We start from the raw sequence: 14957 nt of genomic DNA on the forward strand, positions 1-14957 counted from the left end.
TCTTGAGGGGTGATGGTGTCTCGATCGATCTACATCACGTCAGCCGAGGGCTACTCGGGAAAGTCGACGGTTGCCCTGGGCATGCTCGACACCCTGACGCACCAAGTGAAGCGCGTCGGTGTCTTTCGCCCGATCGCCCGCTCGACGGACCAGCGCGACTACGTGCTCGAGCTTCTGCTCGGTCACGAGGGCGTTGACCTCAGCTACGACGAGTGCATCGGTGTCACCTACGACGACGTGCACGCTGATCCCGAGGCCGCGCTCTCGAACATCGTGCACCGCTACAAGGCCGTGGAGGCCAAATGCGACGCCGTGGTGATCGTCGGAAGCGACTTCACCGACGTCGGAAGCCCGACGGAGCTCGGGTACAACGCTCGCATCGCGGCGAATCTCGGGGCTCCGGTTCTGCTCGTGCTCGGCGGCCGCGAGGGGCAGGGGCACGGTGAGCGCCTCGGTCAGGCCGAGGGGCGCACGGCAAGCGAGATGCGCCAGATCGCCGACCTTGCTCTCGTCGAGCTGCACGATGCTCACGCCACGCTGCTCGCGATCGTCGCCAACCGTGCCGACCCCGAGCACCTCGACGAGATCACGCGTGCGATCGGCGAGGTGACGAACGGTGCGCCGGTGTGGGCGCTTCCCGAAGAGCCGTACCTGGTGGCGCCGACAATCGGGCTGATCAAGGATGCTGTCGCGGGAACGCTCATCAAGGGCGAAGAAGAGCTGCTCACGCGCGAGGCGCTCGGCGTCGTGATCGCCGGGATGAGCCTGGAGAACGTGCTGCCGCGGCTCACAGAAGGCGCTGTCGTCGTTGTCGCGGGCGACCGCACAGAGACCCTGCTCGCTGTGCTGCTCTCGCAGCAGTCGGCGGCGTTCCCGTCGATCTCGGGCGTCGTGCTCAACGGCGGTTTCGAGCTGCCTGCCTCGATCAACAGCCTCATCGAAGGTCTGACGGTGAAGCTCCCGATCATCGCGACCGAGTGGGGCACCTACGACACCGTCATGCGCATCACGCACACCCGCGGGCGGCTTGCAGCGGAGTCGCAGCGCAAATTCGACTCGGCCCTCTCGCTCTTCGAGAAGCACATCGACAAAGAGACGCTCGTCAGCCTGCTCGATGTCGCGAAGACCGACGTCGTCACGCCGCTCATGTTCGAATACGGCATCCTCGATCAGGCGCGTCGCAACCCCCGGCACATCGTCTTGCCCGAGGGTGACGACGATCGTGTTCTGAGGGCCGCGCACACGCTTCTGGCGCGCGATGTCGCGCAGCTCACGATCCTCGGCGAGAAGTTCGAAGTCATGTCGCGTGCGATCGAGCTCGGGCTCGACATCTCCGCCGCCGAGGTGCTCTCGCCGCACGACCCCGTGCTCAGCATGAAGTTCGCGCACGAATACCACCGACTGCGCGAGCACAAGGGCGTCACCCTCGAGCAGGCGCGTGAGGTCGTCACCGATGTCTCGTACTTCGGCACGATGATGGTGCACACCGGCCTTGCCGACGGGATGGTGTCGGGGGCCGCACACACGACGGCACACACGATTCGCCCCGGGTTCGAGATCATCAAGACGAAGCCCGGAACCGCCGTTGTCTCGAGCGTGTTCCTCATGGCCCTTGAAGATCGCGTGCTCGTCTACGGCGACTGCGCCGTCATTCCCGACCCCACGGCCGACCAGCTGTGTGACATCGCGATCTCGTCGACCGCCACGGCAGAGCGCTTCGGCATCGACCCGCGCGTCGCCATGCTCTCGTACTCCACGGGGGAGTCCGGTACGGGCGCCGAGGTCGACAAGGTTCGCGAGGCGACGGCCCTCGTGCGCCAGCGCATGCCTGAGATCCTCGTTGAGGGCCCGATTCAGTACGACGCGGCAGCCGACGCCGCCGTCGCGGCAACGAAGCTGCCGCAATCCGACGTGGCCGGGCGGGCTACGGTGTTCATCTTCCCCGACCTCAACACCGGCAACAACACCTACAAGGCCGTGCAGCGCTCCGCCGGAGCCGTCGCGATCGGACCCGTGCTGCAGGGGCTCAACAAACCCATCAACGATCTTTCTCGAGGAGCTCTCGTGCAAGACATCGTCAACACGGTCGCCATCACGGCGATCCAGGCGGCATCATGACCGCCGTGCTCGTCATCAACTCGGGATCCTCGTCGTTCAAGTACCAGCTGATCGAGATGGATGCTGAGACCACGCTCGCCCGCGGACTCGTGGAGCGCATCGGCGCCGACGAGTCTCACGTGACCCACGAGGTCGTCTCGCAGAACGGCTCCGAGGAGTACGAGCAGGCGCGCAGCATCCGCAACCATACCGAGGGGTTCGCTGTGATGCTCGACGCGTTCCGCGAGCACGGCCCGAGCCTTGACGAGCACGCGCCCGTCGCGGTCGGCCATCGCGTCGTGCACGGCGGTAAACGCTTCTTCGAGCCCACGATCATCACAGACCTCGTGCGCATCAATATCGAAGATCTCGCCGAGATCGCTCCGCTGCACAACCCGGCGAACGTGCAGGGCATCGAAGCAGCGCAGAAGTCGTTCCCCGACATTCCCCACGTCGCCGTCTTCGATACCGCTTTTCACCAGACGCTTCCCCCGGCCGCGTACACGTACGCGATCGACAAAGACGTCGCCGAGAAGCACAGAATCCGCAAGTACGGCTTTCACGGAACCAGTCACAAGTTCGTCTCCGAGGAAGCCGCGCGTTTTCTCGAGCGTGACATCGCCGACCTCAATCAGATCGTGCTGCACCTGGGAAACGGCGCGTCGATGACCGCGGTGCGCGGCGGCGAGTCTGTCGAGACGTCCATGGGGTTCACGCCGCTCGAAGGTCTCGTCATGGGCACGCGCTCGGGCGACATCGATCCAGCTGTGCTCGTGCACCTGCACCACAAGGCCAACCTGAGCGTCGACGAGCTCGATGACCTGCTCAATCGGCAGAGCGGTATCTACGGGCTCTCGGGGCTGAAAGACATGCGTGACCTCACAGACGAGGCGAACGAGGGCAACGACACGGCACGGGCGGCGCTCGATGTCTATGTGCACCGGCTCAAGCAGTACCTCGGCGGGTACTTCTTTCAGCTCGGTCGTGTCGACGTCATCGCGTTTACGGCCGGAATTGGCGAGAACAGTGCGCAGGTGCGTGCCGAGGCGCTCGCCGGTCTCGAGAACTTTGGCGTGAAAGTGGATGCTGCTCGCAACGAGCAGCGCTCACACGACACCCGTGTCATCTCCGCCGACGACTCTGACGTGACGGTCCTCGTCGTTCCGACCAACGAAGAACTCGAGATCGCGAGGCAGACGCTCTCTGTCGTCTGAGCTCACGCGCGCTCGCCGAAGCTCGGGGGAAGCTTGCACAGGTCGTAATAGTGCTCCTGCGGAAACGCGGGATCTGTCGCGTCCACGATGAAGTTCGCTTTGCCATGGGGCAGAGTGCCGTCGGAGAACGTCCACACCGTGTAGTGCCAGACGCCGATGACGGCGGCATTGAGCAATCGTTCGCCGTCGACAAGCAGAATCACATCATCGCCGTTAGCGAGATCTCCGGCGCGAAAGGGCTCGACGGTGTCAGAGCGAAGCGTGGCCTCATCCACAGAGCCGAGCGACATCCGTGTCACGTGTTGGCCGCGTTCCCGCAGCGCCTGCGCGGCATCGTCGGCGAAGGCGGCTGCTGCGGCAGCATCCGTGCCCTCAACGGCAACGAGGCGACGTCCCCGCGCATTGTTGTGCAGAATTTGCTCGACGATGCGCGAGACGAGAGCGTCGCGACGTTCCGGGTGATCGGTCATGCATCCAGGGTACGCGCAGCGTCAACGCGATTCTGTCTGGGGAGCCGCGGCCATACGGAATAAGGATACTTTCCGAACAAAATACGCAATCTTGAGGAATTCTTTGGATATTGCTGACATCGACCGCCTAATGTGAGTGTGTCATGTCCCCCACATGGCCGACAAGATCCTGTCGATGAACCCGTATTTGTACCCGGAGTGTCCCTATGTCCTCGTCTGCTACAAAGACCAAACCTTCAACCCGCAAGATCGCCGCGTTCGTTCTCGCGGCACTCGGCATCGCCGGCCTTTCCGCCGCGTCGGCCGCTAATCTTGCACTCGGCTCGTCAACCCTTGGCGCCGGCCAGCAGGTTGTTGCGTCGTGCCAAGAGAGCGATGCAGACCCGATCGACCTGTCGTTCAGCACCGCGCTCTCGGCTGGCAGCTACCAGGCGCAGGCGCTCACGTTGTCGAACATCAGCGACGCGTGCTCCGGACTTGACTACAAGGTCGCCGTGAATGGCGCGGAGGTGGCGACGGGATCCCTTGACCCGATTACGGCCGGCACTCGCGGCGTGCTCGAGATTCCGCTGACGTCGACGGCTGCCGCCGATGTCGAGTCCGTCTCTGTCGTGATCTTCAACTAACGATCCACGGCATGCTCCGCAATCGCACGCACGTCAGATCCCGTGAGGATGCTCCTCACGGGATCTGGCGTCGCGTGCGCGGGGCGGTGACAACGTGCCTGTTCGCTGCTGTGGTGCTGCTCTTCTGGCCCGCGTCCCTCGGCGGATGCAGCACACTCACGATCGTCTCCGGTCACTCGATGGATCCGACCTACCACACAGGCGACATCGTCTGGGCGCGCTGCGGAGTGCCGCAGATCGGCGACATCGTCGTCTATCAGCCCGATGGAGTCGAGGGCGCTCGCGTCATTCATCGCATTATCGATGGCTCGTCCGTCGGGTGGACGATGAAGGGCGACAACAACGACGCCATCGATCCGTGGTCGCCGAGCCAGGCGGACATCATCGGCGTGGCCCAGGGTCACATCCCGGGAGTCGGCAAAGTATTGCTCGCCTTCGGTCATCCTCTCGTCTGGATCTCGTTGCTCGTGCTCGCGGCCGCACTTCTCGTGTGGCCGCAGAAGAAGTTCGATGGCGAGGCTGCTGACCACGCTGCGGAGAGTCTCTCCGTCAACGGGCCGGCGCAAACGCAGCAGCTTCAGGATGCTTCGAAGGTGACGTCGTGAAGACGGTTCGACGTGTCGCACTGATGAGTTGCGTGCTGATTGCCGCTGCATCACTGGTGTCGTCGAACGCGTCGAATCTGGCGATGACCGGTGCCCTTCTCAGCTCGCATTCCGAGGTGCGGTGCGCCGACGCGGCAGAGGTCCAGCCGGCATCAGCAGATGCTGCTGCAACGGCGGTATCCGTGACGCTCGCAGATGCTACGCCGGAGTGCGCTGGCGCTGACGTGTCCATCGCGCTGATCGGCATGGATGGAACCTTGCTCAGTAGCGTTCAGACGACGCTTCCGGAATCAATAGCCGCATCGATGTCGCTGAGGGTTCCGGAGTTCAAGCCATTCGCTGTGCGAACCGCGGCGATGACCATTGCGTCATGGGCTCTGCCGACGACGTGGACGTTCGACGGTACCGGCGCATCGTGTGAGGTGTTCGACGTGCGGACCGAGCAACCGATGCCCGGTGCGTCGTGCTCGCTCGGAGAACCCCTCATCGAATGGGCAAGTGCAGACTGGAAGAACCTTCGCGTTTCCTTTATTCCCGTCACGAAGTCTCTGCCTACGATCGACGGCGTCTATCCTGCCTCTTACTACGCCTACTACGCGTTCTCATTCACAGTGAAACCCGATAGTCCGGAGTGGTGGAGCTGGGGTGCATCCGGATTCCGCGACTCGAGAAACAACTGGTGTTCTGCCTCGCTCGAGCCGCTTTCTGACGGACTCTGGGTGACCGGACGCACGGGCGACAATATTGCCGCCGAGAATACCTGGGGCATCCTCTTCGATATCGGGCAGAACGGCATCACAGACATACAGCTCGAATGCTGAGAACGTTGGCCGCATCATCATTCGTGTGCCCGGCACGTGGCGCCGCGTCGCGCGAGACAGGTGTGATCAGGAGGAAGAATTACGGGTCCGGCGGCCGACCATGTCTTTGAGCGCGTTCTCGGCGTTCTGATCCGCCTGCTGTGCCGCGTCGACGTTCTCTTTGCTGACAGCATCCACGAGCTCGGCGCGTTGAATGCGCGTATCGCGGGGCGCTTGAACGCCGATGCGCACGGTATCGCCCTTGACGTCGAGGACGGTCAGTTCGACATCGTCTCCGATCAGGACGCGTTCGCCGATCCGCCTCGTCAACACCAGCACGTGTTCACCCTACCGTCTCTGCGCTCTCGTCTTCGTCTGCGTCGGTCACGCGGGCAAGCGATGGCGACGTCACACGGCCGCGCGGGATGCCGAGGCGCGCGACCGTCTCGGGGGTTGTCGTCTCGTCCTCGGCCACGGCCAAGACGGCGTCTACGCGCACGCTTTGAGCGACAACGCCGACCCAGCGGGCCGTGTCCTCTGGTTTATGACGAGCATCGACGACCACCCAGACCTGGTCGGGTTGCAGGTCGGCGAGACCCGAGAGCTCGTCGTCTGAGGCAACGGCACTGCTGAGACGCCACGCGAGAACGACGGGAACGTTGTCTGCGACAGCATCCGCTCGAGCCAGATAAGCCGATCTCCGGTCAAATACGGGACGGATGCCGCGAGGACGGCCGTGCCCGGCGACCGCAAGGAGCCCGCGCGTCGTGCGAGACACGTCAAGAGGATCCGAACCGAGCCCGATGAACACGACGAGGGAGCCTGGAGAGGACAGGAGTGTGATGTCTGGCTCGGCGTGTTCGGCCGCGGGCAAGGCGAGGCTGTGTCGGGCTCGAGGCGGAGACAACTCGGATGCTGTCACGAGAGGCGTCGCGTTCCATTCGGGCTCCGGTGCCGTCGGCTCTCGCGTCTGCGCTTCGAGGCTCTGCATGACGGCGTCGAATCGCGTGCCGCTTGTCGACACCTCGTAGCCCAGGTTCTGCTCGGCCTCCTCGGCGTCGGCGATCAGGGCGGCGATGCCAGCCTGCGGCACGTTATCGGGTTCGTCGACCTCGATTGTCGCTTCGTAGCTGTGGCGCGCGAGATAGCCCGCGATGCCGCCCTTCGTCACCTTTTCGAGCGAGACGATGCGTGCGCTCGAACCGTGCTCCCGCCGGATCTTCTCGCGCAAGGCGTCGACGGACGGGCCGTCAAGCTGAAAGCGTCTGGTTGTCACGCACAACTCCCACGGTGTCGATTGCGAGACCCGCGACCGTGGCCTCGGTGTACGAGAGTATGGGCAGCCCGTCGGTCTGCGCCGACACCAGGCGGCGCATCGCAGGACGCAACGACGGCGCACAGACGAGCACGAGTTCGCCGAGTGAGGTGTCGGCCTCGGCAACTAGCTGCTTCACCGAGCCGATTACCGACTCGAGCCGGTCAGGATCGAGAACGATCTGAGGCCCGTCGTCTGTTGGCCGGAGTCCCTCGAGCATCGACTGCTCGAGAAGCGGATCAATCATGATCACACGCAGGTGGCCGTTCTCAGCGAAGCGAGCGGAGATCGCCGGACCAAGTGCTCCCCGTGCGGCCTCGACGAGTCCCTCGGCGTCCGTTGACACCTTGGCGCGAAGCGACAGAGCTTCGTAGATTCGAGCGAGGTCGTTGATCGGGATGCGCTCGGAGAGAAGGTGCTGCAGAACCCGTTGCACTTCGGCGAGCGAGAGCAGAGCGGGCGTCAGCTCGTCGACCGCCGACGGGTTCACCTGCTTGAGACCATCGGTCAGCTGGCGAACGTCTTCGCGCGTGAGGAGCCGTGCGGCGTTCGCCTGCACGATGCTCGACAGGTGGGTCACGAGAACGCTCGCGCGGTCGATGACGGTCGCGCCTGTCAGCTCGGCGCTGTGCCGCATCTCCCCGGGAATCCACTTGCCCGGCAGGCCGAAGACCGGGTCGACGACGCTCTGGCCCGGCAGAGCATCGAGCTCGTCGCCGAGGGCGAGCACGGAGCCGGGCGGCGCGACGCCGCGCCCGGCTTCGACTCCCGCAATGCGGATCGAATACGTCGCCGGGGGCAGCTCGATGCTATCGCGCGTGCGCACCGGCGGCACGACAAAGCCGTTCTCGAGAGCGATCTTGCGCCGCAGCGCCTTCACTCGTGCCAGCAGGTCATCGGGGCCGCCGGACACCAGATCGACGAGGTTGGGGGCCAGCAGAATCTCCAGCGCGTGCACGCGCATGCGTTCCATAAGCTCTTCCGTGGGATCGGCTGCGGGCGCTTCCGGAGCGTCGGCCGCCTCGGCATCCTTTCGTGCCTGGCTCGCCTTGATGCGCTGCGCGGCAAAGAGAAGAAGCGCGCCGATGGCGACGAATGGAATCTTCGGCATGCCGGGAATGAGCGCCATGACGATGGCTGCGGCTCCCGCGATGGTCAGGGCGCCGCGCGACTGCGTCAGCTGGGCCGAGGCAGCGCTGCCCATCTCGGACTCGGCGTTCGACCGGGTCACGATCATTCCCGTCGACACGGCCATGAGCAGCGCGGGGATCTGCGTGACCAGACCGTCGCCGATCGTCAGCAGGCTGTATGTGCTGACGGCATCCTCAATGGTCATGCCGTGCGAGATCATGCCGATGGCGATGCCGCCGACGATGTTGATGATGATGATCACGATGCCGGCGATGGCGTCGCCCTTGACGAACTTCGAGGCGCCGTCCATCGCACCGTAGAAGTCGGCTTCGGCGGCGACCTCCGCGCGGCGCTTGCGGGCCTCGGCGTCGGTGATCAGACCGGCATTCAGATCGGCGTCGATGGCCATCTGCTTTCCCGGCATGGCGTCGAGCGTGAATCGCGCGCCGACCTCGGCGACACGTTCGGCACCCTTCGTGACGACGACGAACTGAATCACCACCAGAATCAGAAAGACGACGGCGCCGATGATGAGTGAGCCGCCAACCGCGATCGTTCCGAACGCCTCGATGACCTGCCCCGCGTATGCCTCGCCGAGCACAAGGCGTGTCGATGCGACGTTGAGACCGAGGCGGAAGAGCGTCGCAACCAGCAGCAGCGAGGGGAACACCGAGAAGTCGAGCGGCTTCTTGACGAACATGGTCGTCAGCAGGATCACGAGGGCGAACATGATGTTCGTGATGATGAGCGTGTCGAGCAGCACGGGTGGCACAGGTACGACGAGCAGCATGATGATGCCGACGACGCCGACCGGAACGGCCAGTTTGCTCAGGGAGATGTTCATGCTTTCCTCCTCGGGGGAAGCGAATGGATGCCGCGGGCGGCGCCGCGCTTCTTGAGGGACATGACAAAGACGAGCACCCGGGCGACGGCGTTATAGAGTTCGGCGGGAATCTCCTGCCCCAACTGGCACGCGGCGTGAATCGCGCGGGTGAGGGGGACGTCCTGCACCATGGGCACGCCGTCTTCGTCTGCCTTCTCGCGAATGCGCGCGGCGACGACGCCAGCGCCCTTCGCCACGACCCGGGGCGCTGCCTTTCCGGGCTCGTACTTCAGCGCAACGGCGACGTGCGTGGGATTGACCATGACGACGTCTGCGTCGGTGACGGCGGCGATCATGCGATTTCGGCTCATGGCGAGCTGCCGCGAACGGCGCTGTTGCCTGATCAGCGGATCGCCGTCCGAGTTCTTGTTCTCATCTTTCACTTCACGCTTCGTCATGCGGGTGTGCTTGCGGTTGCGCTTCATGACGACGAAGAGATCGATCACGGCAAGCCCAATTCCGACGGCGATCGCCGCTTGCAGCATCCCCGCGGTTCCTCCGGCCGCTGACTGCAGCAGCTGAGTGACCGAGTGGGAACCGCTCGACATCAGCACCGGCATGAGACCGGCGATCACGATCCACAGTGCGCCCCCGATGGCCGCGGTCTTGAGCAGAGCCTTCGCGCCTTCCCACAGGGAGCGAAGCCCGAAGACGCGTTTTGCACCGGAGACAAGATTGAACTGCTCAAACCTGCCGGTCATCTTCTTGAGGTGAACACCGCCTTGCGCGACGGCCGCGATCAGGATCGCGACGGCGACCACCGCAAACATGGGCCCGAGCACGCTCGCGACGTCGGCGAAGCCCTCGGTGAGTGCGGCAAGCGCCTTCTGCGGATCGGGGTCGCTGGCGATGCCGGCGACGGTGATCATCTGCTCGGTGCCCGTCGAGGCGCCTGCTGCGATGGCGACGGGCATCATGACCGCTGCGGCGGCGATGCCGACCCACGCGGTGAGATCTTGGCTGCGTGAGAGCTGGCCTTTCTGCCTGGCCTCGCGCAGATGCTTCTCTGTTGCCTTCTCGGAGCGTTCTCCGCTGTCGGACTCGGCCATCACCTCACCCCCGTCATGAGGTTCAGCGCGCTGTCGGTCAGAGCGTTCACGACGCCGGGAAGCACGAGATAGACGGTGCCGACGAGAAACAGCGTGAGGATGATCTTGAGCGGAAAGCCCATCGCGAAGGCGTTGAGCGCAGGGGCGACACGGGTGATGAGGCCGAGCCCGGCGTCGGCGAGGAACAGCACGATTACCAGGGGCCCGGCGATCTGCACGGCCGAGAGGAACATCTGGCTGACAGCATCCACGAGCATTTCTGCCGGTGCCGAAATCGCGAAGATTCCATCGACGGGGACAGCCCTGAAGCTGCCGATGAGCCCTGCGAAAATGATCTGGTACGCGCCGGACGCGAACAGCAGGGCAAGCGCCGTCATCTGGAAGAGGCGGGTGAACTGCGCGCCGTTGACCATCGACTGCGGGTCAAACGCCTGTGCGAGCTGGAATCCCCCGAACACGTCGATGAGGTTGCCCGCCGCGGTGACGGCCGAGAAGCACACGAGCACGAGAAAGCCGAGCAGCGCCCCCGTGACGAGCTGAAGCACGAGAGAGCCGAAGAACTGTCCGGTGCTGAGCGGCTCATAGCCGACGGAGACCGAGGCACCGACGGCGAGTGAGAGACCGACGCCGAGCATCGCCTTGATGCGCGTTGGAATCGCCCCGTATGAGAACGGTGGCGCGATCACGAGGAAGGCCGTGATGCGCACGGCGGCGAGCATTGTCGCTTCGAGCCACCCGAAGTTGATCGCCAGCGTCATCTCAGCCGCCCGCCAGGAGCTGCGGAATGCGGTCGAAGAGTTCGTTCGTGAACGCGATCATCTCGGTGATCATCCAGTTTCCCGCGATGACGAGGGCGACGGCCACCGCGACAGCCTTCGGAACGAACGACAACGTCACCTCCTGCACCTGCGTGATCGACTGAAGCAGCGAGATCGCGAACCCGACGACCAGAGCCGTGACGAGCAGGGGAGCGGCGAGCTTTGCGGCGATGATGAGGCCCTGCATGCCGATGTCGAGGACCGCTTCTGGCGTCATCCGACACCTCCGTAGCTCTCGAGCAGCGCTCGGATGATGAGGCCCCAGCCGTCGACGAGGATGAACAGAAGAATCTTGAACGGAAGCGAGATCATCACGGGCGGAAGCATCATCATTCCCATCGACATGAGCGCAGCTGCGACAACGAGGTCGATGATGAGGAACGGAACGAAGATGACGAATCCGATGATGAATGCCGCGCGCAGCTCAGAGATCATGAACGCGGGAATGAGCGTGTACATCGGCACGCTCGCGGGGTCGAGAGGGTTCGGCTGATCGGCGGCGCGCGTCATCAGCGCAAGGTCTTGATCGCGGGTGTACGCGAGCATCCACTCGCGCAGCGGCTGCTGCCCGACGTCGACGGCCTGCGTGAACGTGATCGTGCCGTCGAGGTAGGGCTGGACGGCGACATTGTTGATGTCGGCGAGCACCGGCCACATGATGAACAGCGACAGAAACAGGGCGAGCCCCGCGAGTACCTGATTCGGCGGAATCGACGGCAGCGAGAGGGCGTTGCGCGTCATGGCCAGCACCACGAAGATCTTCGTGAATGACGACATCATCAGCAGCAGAGCGGGCGCGACAGAGAGCAACGTGATGCCGAGCAGTGTGACGATCGACGCCGAGGGCGAGCCGTTGATGCCGTTGATGTCGACGGTGATTCCGCCGGAGGGGGCGTCTTCGGGATCGGCAGGCGGCGTGGGATCTGTGGGGTCGAGCGGATCGGCGTGCGCGGCAGTCGCCGAGAACAGCACGAAGGCGCACACGAGCAGTGCGACGCCCAGCACGACGACAGCGACGCGCAGGAGCCGTCGCCGTTGAGTGGAGTCTGCCGCTGTCATCTCACGTTGCGCAGAGCATCGGCGGTCTGCCGCCAGGTCATCGGGGAGAGTATCGACCCCGCGATTGGACTTGATTTCGTGTGGTTGCGTGGACGGCGAAGCGGCGCGGGCTCAGGCGATGCGGATGCTGCGAGGACGCGATCGAACTCGGTCGGCTCTGCGCCGGGCACCGACGCGTCAGCCGACGCTTTCGGACGCTCGACCGCCGTGAGTCGAGGACGGCCAGGGGTCGAGTCGATCACGGAGACGCCGTGCTCGGTGACCCCGAGCACGTACCGGGTGTCGTCGACCTGAGCGATGACGAGGTGCGCTTTCTGCCCGAGACTCTGCCTGCCGAGGACCGTGATCGCCTCGGGGGCACGGCGGCGGCCTGAGCCGCGGTTCAGCCGTCGATGCACGTACCAGAGCACGCCGAGTACTGCGGCGAGCGAGACGAGAACGCGCAGCGCGAGCATCAACCCGTCCATGCTAAGACTCGGTGTTCTCGAGAATGCGAGTGATGCGCACGGCGTAGTCCTGATCGACGACGACGACCTCGCCGTGCGCGATCAGGCGGCCGTTGAGCTTGATGTCGGCGGGAGCACCGGCGGAGCGATCGAGCTCGACAATGCGTCCGGGCTCGAGATCGAGAACGTCTCGAACCGGCATCCGAGCCCGCCCGATTTCGACGGTCAGATCCATCTCGACGCCCGCGATTCGACGAAGGCGACCCGACGGCGCCGTCGTTCCCGTGCGCGTGATCTGCACGGCGATGCGACCGAGTGTTGCTCCGGCAGCGTCGTGAAGGTCGAAGACCTGAGCCTGCGGGCTCGAGAAGATCGCGCTTGCGTCTCCCGGGGCGGGCTCGTCGAGAACACCGGCGCCGAGAACGCTCACCGCGGCCCTCAGCGCATCGTGAATGCGGTCGGCAATCGGCGCGTCGGCGAGACCGTCGGCGAACGTGGCGTCATCGATGATCTGCACGGCGAGATGCGCGCTGGCATCGCCGACGAACGACGCGATGACGGCATCCCCCGTGTCGCCTGAGGAATCCGAAGCTCGCGCGGACACCGGCTCCGTGGTCGGCAGCTTCGCGGCAAAGGCCGCTGCGATCGCGGATTCATGGGTCATGGTGCTGGTCACGAAGACTCCTCGGTGGTGGTGGGACCCGTTACGACGCACGCGAGACGCGATCCGTTCGAGCCGACTGCTGCTGCGGCGACGACCTGGCCGTCGACGACAAGCTCGAGCGGCTTGTCGTGGGAATGGGGAAGGGTGATGACATCGCCGACCGAGAAGTCGAGAACCTCGCGAGGCGTCAGGGTGACGGGACTCAAGCGAAGTGCGAGCTCGACCGGTGTGTGCTGCACTTGCCGGCGCATCAGATCGGGAGCATTGTCAACAGGCGTTGTCGGATTGACGCTGCTGAGTCGAGGCACCACAAGCTCAGACGGAAGCATGATGCTTGCGGGCGAAACAAGGTCGCCGACGCGAATGGAGAACCATGAGACGATCACGAGGTCGCTGGAGGCCGCTGCCTGCGCGAACTGCGAGTTGTAGTGCATCGCCGACACCGCGATGCCGTCGGGAAGGAGCCTGTTGAACGAGTACTCGAGATCTTCGAGGGCATCGCTCATGAGCCGGCGCACGAGAGCCTGCTCGATGGGCGTGAACGTGCGCTCGTCGTCAATGGTGACGGGGCGTCCGCCGAGCATCTGGATGATCCACGACAAGGCGGCCGAGAGCGGAAATTGCACAACGGCCTTGTGATCCGTGTCGGGGAACGTGCAGATCACCATCGCGGTCGTCGACGGAAGCGATGCCGCGTACTCGTCGTACGTCAACATCGACAGCTGCTCGCTCGTAACGTGCGACCTGACGCGGATCTTCGCCGTGAGCTGTGTCGCCCACTGCCGAGCGAAGGTCTCGAACGCCAGCTCGAGCACACGCGAGTGCTCGCGCGCGAGCGTCGCTGGCCTGCCGAAGTCGTAAACCTCGGCAAAAGCGCGCGCGGGCGCGACAGTTGTGCTGTGTTCCTGGACCGTCACGACCGTGACTATCGGATGCCGCAGGGAACACGTTAGGTGCGGGTATCAGGTCAGCTGGTCGGCCTCGCCTCCATCAGCCGTGCCATGAGATCGCGGACCGCTTCGCTTTCGTCAGAGAGCACGACGATGTCGACGCGGCGATTGAGCGCGAGATCGGAGTCGCTCTTTCCCTCGGCAATCGGCCGCGTAGCTCCGTATCCCACTGACTTCACGCGGGCTCCCGGCACCTGGCAGTCCTCGACGAGATGCCGGAGAACTTCGGTGGCGCGCCCCGACGAGAGTTCCCAGTTGGTCGGGAACGGGGCGACGGACTTGCGGTAATCCGCGTGCCCTTCGACCGAAACCTGATTCGGAACATCGACGATGACCGTTCCCAATGTATCCAGCACCCGCACCGCCATTGTGCTGAGCTCTGCACTATTCGTAGTGAAGAACGTCTCGCCGCCGACGAGCCGCACCGTCAGGCCTCGCTCATCGATCGTGAAGCTGACCGTGTCGCGCAGCCCCTGCGCTTCGAGCGCAGCCACCATGCGATCGCGCAGATCCTCGAGGTTCTGCAGCTCCGTCTCCGCGCGCACCGTGTTGGCGTCGGGGACGAATCCCTCTCCCTTCTCGTCCATCAGCTCCTCCGGAACGATCAACCCCTCGGAGACATCGGTGGTGTCGGAGACCGTCTGGCCGAACCCCGTCGCGAGCGATTCGCGCAGAGCGGCGAATTTCTTCTGGTCGACCGTCGACATGGCGAACAGAACGATGAACATGCACATCAGCACCGTCACCATGTCGAGATACGACGCCATCCACCGTTCGTCGACGTGGTTCTCGTCTGTGCGCGGCACACGCCTGCGCTGACGAACGCTCAT

The 14957-nt window shown here is 64.4% G+C and carries 17 protein-coding genes; 5 read left to right on the forward strand and 12 right to left on the reverse strand.

Annotation, left to right across the window (positions count from 1 at the left end; genetic code table 11):
- Positions 1-15: 15 nt before the first annotated feature.
- Positions 16-2118, forward strand: coding sequence for a phosphate acetyltransferase (gene pta, locus ATJ78_RS07495; protein ID WP_098409275.1), 2103 nt, complete (start codon positions 16-18; stop codon positions 2116-2118).
- Positions 2115-3311 carry an acetate/propionate family kinase gene (locus tag ATJ78_RS07500; RefSeq protein WP_098407019.1) on the forward strand — a complete coding sequence of 399 codons (1197 nt, stop codon included), beginning with the start codon at positions 2115-2117 and terminating at the stop codon, positions 3309-3311. The genes pta and ATJ78_RS07500 overlap by 4 nt, the downstream gene beginning before the upstream one ends.
- Before the next feature lie 2 nt (positions 3312-3313).
- Here the strand turns inward: ATJ78_RS07500 and ATJ78_RS07505 are convergent, their stop codons facing one another.
- Positions 3314-3781 (reverse strand): hypothetical protein, encoded by a 468-nt coding sequence (locus tag ATJ78_RS07505; protein WP_098407020.1) that lies wholly within the window; start codon positions 3779-3781, stop codon positions 3314-3316.
- Positions 3782-3987: 206 nt separating this feature from the next.
- Here ATJ78_RS07505 and ATJ78_RS07510 point away from each other — a divergent pair, with 206 nt between their 5' ends.
- Genes ATJ78_RS07510 through ATJ78_RS07520 form a run of 3 tightly spaced genes read left to right on the forward strand, consistent with a single transcriptional unit; the run spans position 3988 to position 5833 of the window.
- Complete coding sequence (locus ATJ78_RS07510; RefSeq protein ID WP_098407021.1) at positions 3988-4407, forward strand: hypothetical protein; 420 nt, start codon at positions 3988-3990, stop codon at positions 4405-4407.
- Positions 4408-4418: 11 nt separating this feature from the next.
- Positions 4419-5012, forward strand: a complete 594-nt coding sequence (locus ATJ78_RS07515; protein WP_098407022.1) for a signal peptidase I — start codon at positions 4419-4421, stop codon at positions 5010-5012.
- On the forward strand, positions 5009-5833 hold the full coding sequence (locus tag ATJ78_RS07520) for a hypothetical protein (protein ID WP_098407023.1): 825 nt from the start codon (positions 5009-5011) through the stop codon (positions 5831-5833). The genes ATJ78_RS07515 and ATJ78_RS07520 overlap by 4 nt, the downstream gene beginning before the upstream one ends.
- 66 nt (positions 5834-5899) lie before the next feature.
- Here ATJ78_RS07520 and csrA read toward each other — a convergent pair whose 3' ends face one another.
- The 11 genes from csrA to ATJ78_RS07575 are packed head-to-tail and all read right to left on the reverse strand — an operon-like array spanning position 5900 to position 14957.
- Complete coding sequence (gene csrA, locus ATJ78_RS07525; RefSeq protein ID WP_098407024.1) at positions 5900-6151, reverse strand: carbon storage regulator CsrA; 252 nt, start codon at positions 6149-6151, stop codon at positions 5900-5902.
- Positions 6152-6155: 4 nt separating this feature from the next.
- The gene (locus ATJ78_RS07530) at positions 6156-7088 is read right to left on the reverse strand and encodes a hypothetical protein (protein WP_098407025.1); all 933 of its coding nucleotides are present in this window, start codon (positions 7086-7088) and stop codon (positions 6156-6158) included.
- The gene (locus ATJ78_RS07535; protein WP_098407026.1) at positions 7063-9102 is read right to left on the reverse strand and encodes a flagellar biosynthesis protein FlhA; all 2040 of its coding nucleotides are present in this window, start codon (positions 9100-9102) and stop codon (positions 7063-7065) included. Before ATJ78_RS07535 ends, ATJ78_RS07530 begins: the two co-directional genes overlap by 26 nt.
- The gene (locus ATJ78_RS07540) at positions 9099-10190 is read right to left on the reverse strand and encodes an EscU/YscU/HrcU family type III secretion system export apparatus switch protein (RefSeq protein ID WP_098407027.1); all 1092 of its coding nucleotides are present in this window, start codon (positions 10188-10190) and stop codon (positions 9099-9101) included. The genes ATJ78_RS07535 and ATJ78_RS07540 overlap by 4 nt, the downstream gene beginning before the upstream one ends.
- Positions 10190-10948, reverse strand: coding sequence for a flagellar biosynthetic protein FliR (locus ATJ78_RS07545; protein ID WP_098407028.1), 759 nt, complete (start codon positions 10946-10948; stop codon positions 10190-10192). Before ATJ78_RS07545 ends, ATJ78_RS07540 begins: the two co-directional genes overlap by 1 nt.
- 1 nt (position 10949) lies before the next feature.
- Positions 10950-11225 carry a flagellar biosynthesis protein FliQ gene (gene fliQ, locus ATJ78_RS07550; protein ID WP_098407029.1) on the reverse strand — a complete coding sequence of 92 codons (276 nt, stop codon included), beginning with the start codon at positions 11223-11225 and terminating at the stop codon, positions 10950-10952.
- The gene (gene fliP, locus ATJ78_RS07555) at positions 11222-12067 is read right to left on the reverse strand and encodes a flagellar type III secretion system pore protein FliP (RefSeq protein ID WP_098407030.1); all 846 of its coding nucleotides are present in this window, start codon (positions 12065-12067) and stop codon (positions 11222-11224) included. The genes fliQ and fliP overlap by 4 nt, the downstream gene beginning before the upstream one ends.
- Positions 12064-12534: a flagellar biosynthetic protein FliO gene (fliO, locus tag ATJ78_RS07560; RefSeq protein ID WP_245836247.1), complete on the reverse strand. Its 471-nt coding sequence runs from the start codon at positions 12532-12534 to the stop codon at positions 12064-12066. The genes fliP and fliO overlap by 4 nt, the downstream gene beginning before the upstream one ends.
- Before the next feature lies 1 nt (position 12535).
- Positions 12536-13189 carry a flagellar motor switch protein FliN gene (gene fliN / locus ATJ78_RS07565; RefSeq protein ID WP_098407031.1) on the reverse strand — a complete coding sequence of 218 codons (654 nt, stop codon included), beginning with the start codon at positions 13187-13189 and terminating at the stop codon, positions 12536-12538.
- The gene (locus tag ATJ78_RS07570; protein ID WP_098407032.1) at positions 13186-14094 is read right to left on the reverse strand and encodes a flagellar motor switch protein FliM; all 909 of its coding nucleotides are present in this window, start codon (positions 14092-14094) and stop codon (positions 13186-13188) included. Before ATJ78_RS07570 ends, fliN begins: the two co-directional genes overlap by 4 nt.
- Before the next feature lie 50 nt (positions 14095-14144).
- Complete coding sequence (locus ATJ78_RS07575; protein ID WP_098407033.1) at positions 14145-14957, reverse strand: OmpA/MotB family protein; 813 nt, start codon at positions 14955-14957, stop codon at positions 14145-14147.

The sequence above is a fragment of the Paramicrobacterium agarici genome, assembly GCF_002563955.1.
GTDB classification, from domain to species: domain Bacteria; phylum Actinomycetota; class Actinomycetes; order Actinomycetales; family Microbacteriaceae; genus Paramicrobacterium; species Paramicrobacterium agarici.

What these genes read in the sequence shown, in the direction of transcription:
- ATJ78_RS07500 (WP_098407019.1), top strand. Translation starts at nt 2,115, where the DNA reads ATGACCGCCGTGCTCGTCATCAACTCGGGATCCTCGTCGTTCAAGTAC.
- ATJ78_RS07505 (WP_098407020.1), bottom strand. Translation starts at nt 3,781, where the DNA reads ATGACCGATCACCCGGAACGTCGCGACGCTCTCGTCTCGCGCATCGTC.
- ATJ78_RS07510 (WP_098407021.1), top strand. Translation starts at nt 3,988, where the DNA reads ATGTCCTCGTCTGCTACAAAGACCAAACCTTCAACCCGCAAGATCGCC.
- ATJ78_RS07515 (WP_098407022.1), top strand. Translation starts at nt 4,419, where the DNA reads ATGCTCCGCAATCGCACGCACGTCAGATCCCGTGAGGATGCTCCTCAC.
- ATJ78_RS07535 (WP_098407026.1), bottom strand. Translation starts at nt 9,102, where the DNA reads ATGAACATCTCCCTGAGCAAACTGGCCGTTCCGGTCGGCGTCGTCGGC.
- ATJ78_RS07540 (WP_098407027.1), bottom strand. Translation starts at nt 10,190, where the DNA reads ATGGCCGAGTCCGACAGCGGAGAACGCTCCGAGAAGGCAACAGAGAAG.
- ATJ78_RS07545 (WP_098407028.1), bottom strand. Translation starts at nt 10,948, where the DNA reads ATGACGCTGGCGATCAACTTCGGGTGGCTCGAAGCGACAATGCTCGCC.
- fliQ (WP_098407029.1), bottom strand. Translation starts at nt 11,225, where the DNA reads ATGACGCCAGAAGCGGTCCTCGACATCGGCATGCAGGGCCTCATCATC.
- fliP (WP_098407030.1), bottom strand. Translation starts at nt 12,067, where the DNA reads ATGACAGCGGCAGACTCCACTCAACGGCGACGGCTCCTGCGCGTCGCT.
- fliO (WP_245836247.1), bottom strand. Translation starts at nt 12,534, where the DNA reads ATGGACGGGTTGATGCTCGCGCTGCGCGTTCTCGTCTCGCTCGCCGCA.
- ATJ78_RS07575 (WP_098407033.1), bottom strand. Translation starts at nt 14,957, where the DNA reads ATGAGCGTTCGTCAGCGCAGGCGTGTGCCGCGCACAGACGAGAACCAC.